Here is a 5,960-nt window from a genome sequence, read left to right as displayed (position 1 = left end):
TGGCAATGGTAATGGTAGTTTAATTGGTGGCGGTCGTGATGGTTGGGCTGGTCTACGTGGTTCTTTCGGTACGGTTGCTCTGGGTTTTCAGGGTCGTCCTTGGAAAACCTTATCACATGCCTTAGATCCTTTTGAAGGGACTATTGCTGACTACAGCAATGTTTTAGGTCGCGGCGGCGAAGGTGATGCTGGTTTTGACACCGGTATCGGCAATTCCATCATTTGGTTTGGTCCTAACCTCGGCGGCTTCACTTGGCATGCACAGTATGGTGCAGAAGATTCTGATGGCGGTGCTAATAACTTTGGTCTGCAAGGTAACTATAGCAACGATCGATTCTTGGTCGGAGCATCTTACGATGAAAATGAAAATACAGGCGCTGGTGGTGATGACAATACAGCGCTTAAGATCCTTGGTAGCGTTAACTTTGGCAATGTCACCATTACGGGTGCTTATGAGCAACTAGAAGGTGTTGGCTTTGTCAATAATGCTGATCGCGATGCATTTTGGCTTGCTGGTACCGTTAACCTAGGACATGGCTCTATCCGCGCTTCTTTTACTGCGGCTGATGATGCTGATAATGCTACCGCTGCTGGTGGTGGTGGTGCTGATCAGTTCTCACTCGGTTATTTCGGTGATCTGAGTGATAATGCAACCTGGTATGTGATCTATTCACAAATTGACAATGACAGCAATGGTAACTACGGCTTCAGATCGGATCCTAGTACCTCCAGCCTAGACGCAAGCTTAACTGGTGTTCAAGGCGAAGACAGTGATGCCATCGCTGTTGGTATCAAGTATAACTTTGCTGCAGACTTGATCTAAAGCAAGGCACTGTTAGTAGTTAGCAATAACTATTAAATAGTATTAAAGGGCGCCTCTTATGAGGTGCCCTTTTTTTATGCCTTGATTTTTTTCGAAATTTGTACTCCAGCAAGGGGGTATTAATGGGTTCAGCGGGTTAGGCCACCAACAGTCGCCGCTTTAGGCGAGGTGTTAGCCACAAGGCGCATCTCACCGTGAAGAACAAGCCCCTTTACAAGAACGCGCCCCGCAGAAAGTTCCCCCGTGCTTGGCACGGGGGCAGGCTCTTTGGGTGCAACACCGCGGATGACGAGCCTGTCACTATTTCTATATAAAGTAGATACAAATGTTGACACGTTATTTTAATGTGTTATTTTATATACAAATGTAGATACTATTTTAAGGTAGAAAAAATGAAAACCGAGATTAAACAATGGGGTAATAGTGCAGCTGTACGCTTGTCTAGCAAGACGTTGGCAGCAGCTAATTTGAAAATTAGCAGCGCTATTTCTATCGCAGTAAAAGGCAGAAAGATTGTTATTGAACCGGTTGACGAAAACGTGTCGAAGCGCCTCAAATTACCTTTTAATGAAGCCGTGTTACTTGAGGGTTTAACGCCAAAAGGCGCTCATGCTGATGAATTAGCCGCTATTACCGCCATCGAGATCGGCGAATAGTGGTTAACTACATTCCGCATAGGAATGAAATTATTTGGCTGGATTTTGAACCTACCAAGGGAAAGGAGATTGGTAAATATCGACCGGCACTGGTTTTGTCATCAAAAACATATAACAAGAAAACAGGCTTATTAATTTGTTGCCCAATCAGCACCAGCATACGCGGACATTTAACCGAAGTCGCCATTGCTAATTTGGACAAACCCTCTGTTGTGGCAGCGAGCTTGATTCAGACATTATCCTGGAAAGATCGCAAAGCAAAACTCATTAAAAATGCAGACAAAGGAGTGTTTGAACAAGTGTTACTAAGAATAATCCCGCTTATTGGTGCTGATGAAGTTATTGGTCATTTTATTGAGCCACCATAGTAAACGTAGCCTGGATGAAGTGTAACGGAATCCGGGTTAGCTCTAACAACACTATTAATACTAGTGATAATGGCATCTAGTTGATTTCTTTTAATAAGGCCTGCTTTTCTTTGTTCGCCGTTACGCCTGTTAGACAAAACCCTACCATCTCATCGGCATTATTGATTGCAATGGCCTTAACGCCATCCTCTGTATTTTCTATCTGCCAGGACACTTCATCACCTTGTGTAATACCTGCCACAACAATTGGGTGTAAGGTGGTTTTAACAATCACCGGCATAATGGGATAAACAACGGCTGTCGTCTCACCCACTAATGTTTTTGCCAATGCCCGTGCACAGTGCATAATCGGCATAACATAGGGCAGAACCTGCCCTTCGACTTCAGCACAATCTCCCAAAGCATAAACTGCGTCAGCTGAACTTTGTAAGGTCGCATCAACAACAATGCCCCGATTGACAATCAAGCCTGCTTGTTTGGCAAGTTCGGTTCGTGCGCGTAAACCGATGGCAGAGATGACTAAGTCAGCGTCAACGTTATCGCCGTTTTCCAATACAATATGGTATGCGCTATTATCTTTTTTAAGTTGTTTTATGGTGGTGCCTAAATGCCAGGTAACACCTACTTTTCCTAAAGCGGTTTGCAAGGCTTTACCCGCTTCAATAGGAATCAAGGTATCCAGTGGTGTATCACCCAAACCGATAACATCGACTTGATAGCCTTGGCTCAGCAGGTCGTTGGCAAACTCGCAACCAATTAAACCGGCACCGACTATGGTGATACGCTTGACATGGTTGGCCAGCTTTTCTCTAAAATGCGCATAGTCGTTAATATCGTTAACCGAGAGCACATCGTCGTTGGCATTACCTGAAAATGCAATGCGAATGGGGTCGGCACCTAAGGCCAATACTAACCGCTCATAGTCAACGACTCTGCCGTTATCCAAGACGCAGGTTTTGCCTGCGGTATTAATCTCGCTAACCATTGTATTGGCAATGACTTCGAGATTGAGTTGCTCGGCCATTTTTGCCGCCGGGGTCATAACCAAGGCATTGGCATCTTTACCCTGTGCTAATGCTGTTGACAACATGGGCTTAGAATAAAAATCGGCGGCATCGCTGCTAATCAGGGTTAAGGCGGTTGCCTTATCCAGTTTCCTCAATTCTCTGGCCAGTGTGTAACCAGCTAAACCACTACCAATGATGGTAATACTCGACATACTGTTCTCACTTTTTTATTAACAAAGAATGGATTGATTATTAGCTAACCAGCACAATATATACACAATTATTCGCCAAAGTACACTTTGCCCAAGAAACAAAGGCATGTACACTGCGCACCATTTACCAGGGTGTAACAACACATCCTAAAACACAACCGGATCAGGCACTATGACTGACAAAACGACAGAAAATAATCCCGTACAACATCGCCCGCTTATCATTCTGGGCTCTGGGCCTGCTGGCTATTCAGCGGCAGTCTATGGGGGACGTGCCAATCTGTCCCCCATGCTGATTACCGGTATTGAGCAAGGTGGCCAACTGACCACGACGACGGATGTTGATAATTGGCCTGGCGATAATGACGGTGTGCAAGGCCCGGAACTCATGGAGCGTATGCGCAAACACGCGGAACGTTTTGATACGGAGATTGTGGTCGATCATATTCATACCACCCATTTACAACAGCGCCCTTTTCTACTTGAAGGTGACAACGGCCACTATACCTGTGATGCGCTGATTATCGCTACCGGCGCGTCAGCTAAATATTTAGGTATGGAGTCAGAGGAGGCATTTAAAGGCCGTGGTGTCTCTGCCTGTGCGACCTGCGACGGGTTTTTCTATCGCAATAAAGAGGTTGCTGTCATTGGTGGCGGAAATACGGCGGTTGAAGAGGCTTTGTACCTGTCAAATATTGCTTCGAAGGTGACAGTAGTGCATCGACGGGATAAATTTCGTTCAGAGAAAATACTGTCAAACCGGCTCATGGCCAAACAGGGTGAAAACATCAATATCCAATGGGACCATACACTTGACGAGGTTTTAGGTGATAAAATGGGCGTCACGGGCATGCGTATTCGTAGCACCAAAGACGACAGCACACAAGACATTGACTTGAGCGGCATTTTTATTGCTATAGGTCACTCACCGAATACACAAATATTTGCTGGGCAACTCGATATGAAAAATGGCTATATCATCATTAAATCGGGATTGGCAGGCGATGCCACGGCGACGAGTATAGCCGGAGTGTTTGCTGCTGGTGATGTGGCTGATCAGGTCTATCGTCAGGCAGTGACCTCTGCGGGTGCCGGCTGTATGGCGGCATTGGATGCAGAGCGCTATCTTGAAGAGCTGAGTTCAGCATAAAAAAACAGGAAGTTCACATATCCCCCAGGAGGAAACCATGCTACGACATGCAGCAGAGCGCCGCGCTGCACTACGCGTTGGCGTAAGTTGCAAGCTGGATTATGCCGAGCAAGGCACCGAGCAAAATTCAGAGCATACAAGTCATGGTACGCTTAATAATCTAAGCACGACTGGCTTGGCATTCCAAACGAATGAGCAGTTTAAGCTCGGCACATTGCTTGATGTTCGGCTTGACCCTGGTAATACGCTGATTGCACCGCTTGATGCAACCATCGAAATTATTCGTGTTGATACGGCTGAAGACCTAAGCGGTTATAACATTGCCGGTCGCATCACCCAGATTAACCATTAATTTTACGCAGTCACCACCATTCTGGTCGCTGCCTTACAAGCTTGTAGCTTCGCTATACTGTAAAATGCGCCTTATGTGTGCTTGTAGCCTCTGCATGATCCCAAGCATACAGATGCACCAACAGTAGGCGTTTAGGCGAGACGCAGCAGATACATGCTTAGGATCACGCCCCGCGGGTCTTGCACACATAGAGGCGCACTTTAGGATGCAAGATCGTTATTTAACCCGCTATGAAACCATTCTCAGTGATGTCGGTGAAAAACAATGGAATCGTCTTAATCAGCGTAATAACCCTTTTCTAAGTTACGAATTTCTTGAAGGTATCGAACGCTACAACTGTGTCGGCGGCGATTCTGGTTGGCAACCCTGTCATATTACCTTATGGAAAAACGATATTCTGGTTGGCGCACTGCCTCTTTACAGCAAGCTGCATTCTTGGGGTGAATTTGTCTTTAACTTTGCCTGGGCCGATGCCTACGCACAGCATGGTCTTGCTTACTATCCAAAATTAGTTAGTGCAATTCCATTTACACCTGTTGTTGGCCAACGCTTTCTCTGTGCTGAGGATGATCACGCTGAAACAATCAGTATAAAACAACAGTTAATAGAGTCCGCTATTGGCTATGCAAAAGAGAGTAATTATTCTTCTTGGCATTGCCTTTTCCCTGAAGACCCAGGTTTTTCTAATGAGCTGAAAACAAAAAATTCACTTATACTGGAACGTTGGGGTTATCAATTTCATTGGCAAAACCAACACTATCAACACTTCGATGATTTCTTGGCTTCAATGACATCCTCTAAACGGAAAAAAATCCGCCGCGAACGGCGTCGCGTTAAAGAACAAGGCATCACGCTACAAACTCTCACGGGACATGAAATAAGCGACCAACAATGGCAAGTATTTTATCAATACTATCTGTCTACTTTTTCAAAAAAGAATAATTACCCGGCTTTTACTCTTGAGTTCTTTCAAAATTTGGGTACAACCCTTCCCGACCAGGTGCTATTAATTTTGGCACAATATGATGGACATAATGTTGCTGGTGCATTTTTTATGCGCAATGCCACGCACCTTTACGGTCGTCATTGGGGCTGTTTGGCCGAGTTTCACAGCTTACATTTTGAACTGTGTTACTACGCGGCGATAGAATACTGTATTGTTAATGGTATTGACTATTTTGATGCGGGTGCTCAGGGTGAGCATAAAATAAGCCGCGGTTTTTTACCGGTTAAAACCCGTTCATTACATTGGATTGCGCACGAAGGTTTTCATCATGCCATTGACGATTTTTTGTGCCAGGAACGCCATGGTGTTAGCAACTATATTGAGCATGTGAAAACGCATTCGCCCTTCAAAAATAAGGGAACCTCTTGATTTATTCTGGACGAAGT

Annotated in this window: 7 protein-coding genes; 6 read left to right on the top strand and 1 reads right to left on the bottom strand. The window is 45.3% G+C overall.

The window, feature by feature from the left end:
- The 3 genes from JKY90_02905 to JKY90_02895 all read left to right on the top strand — a co-directional run.
- Positions 1–823, top strand: an 823-nt coding sequence (locus JKY90_02905; protein MBL4851216.1) for a porin, incomplete at its 5' end; no start/stop codon positions are given.
- Positions 824–1,215: 392 nt separating this feature from the next.
- Positions 1,216–1,479 (top strand): MazF family transcriptional regulator, encoded by a 264-nt coding sequence (locus tag JKY90_02900; GenBank protein ID MBL4851215.1) that lies wholly within the window; start codon positions 1,216–1,218, stop codon positions 1,477–1,479.
- Positions 1,479–1,847 (top strand): type II toxin-antitoxin system PemK/MazF family toxin, encoded by a 369-nt coding sequence (locus JKY90_02895; GenBank protein MBL4851214.1) that lies wholly within the window; start codon positions 1,479–1,481, stop codon positions 1,845–1,847. Before JKY90_02900 ends, JKY90_02895 begins: the two co-directional genes overlap by 1 nt.
- Positions 1,848–1,923: 76 nt before the next feature.
- Here the strand turns inward: JKY90_02895 and JKY90_02890 are convergent, their stop codons facing one another.
- The gene (locus tag JKY90_02890; protein ID MBL4851213.1) at positions 1,924–3,066 is read right to left on the bottom strand and encodes an FAD-dependent oxidoreductase; all 1,143 of its coding nucleotides are present in this window, start codon (positions 3,064–3,066) and stop codon (positions 1,924–1,926) included.
- Positions 3,067–3,238: 172 nt separating this feature from the next.
- On the opposite strand from JKY90_02890, the gene trxB reads away from it, so the two are divergent.
- The 3 genes from trxB to JKY90_02875 all read left to right on the top strand — a co-directional run bounded on the left by trxB (position 3,239) and on the right by JKY90_02875 (position 5,943).
- Complete coding sequence (gene trxB, locus JKY90_02885; GenBank protein MBL4851212.1) at positions 3,239–4,216, top strand: thioredoxin-disulfide reductase; 978 nt, start codon at positions 3,239–3,241, stop codon at positions 4,214–4,216.
- 37 nt (positions 4,217–4,253) lie between these two features.
- A complete protein-coding gene (locus tag JKY90_02880) occupies positions 4,254–4,568 on the top strand; it encodes a PilZ domain-containing protein (protein MBL4851211.1) in 315 nt (104 codons plus the stop codon).
- A 205-nt stretch (positions 4,569–4,773) separates the two neighbouring features.
- Positions 4,774–5,943 (top strand): GNAT family N-acetyltransferase, encoded by a 1,170-nt coding sequence (locus tag JKY90_02875; GenBank protein MBL4851210.1) that lies wholly within the window; start codon positions 4,774–4,776, stop codon positions 5,941–5,943.
- Positions 5,944–5,960 lie beyond the last annotated feature (17 nt).

The sequence above is a fragment of the Gammaproteobacteria bacterium genome (assembly GCA_016765075.1).
Classification (GTDB): Bacteria; Pseudomonadota; Gammaproteobacteria.
This window is presented reverse-complemented; position numbering and strand designations above follow the sequence as displayed.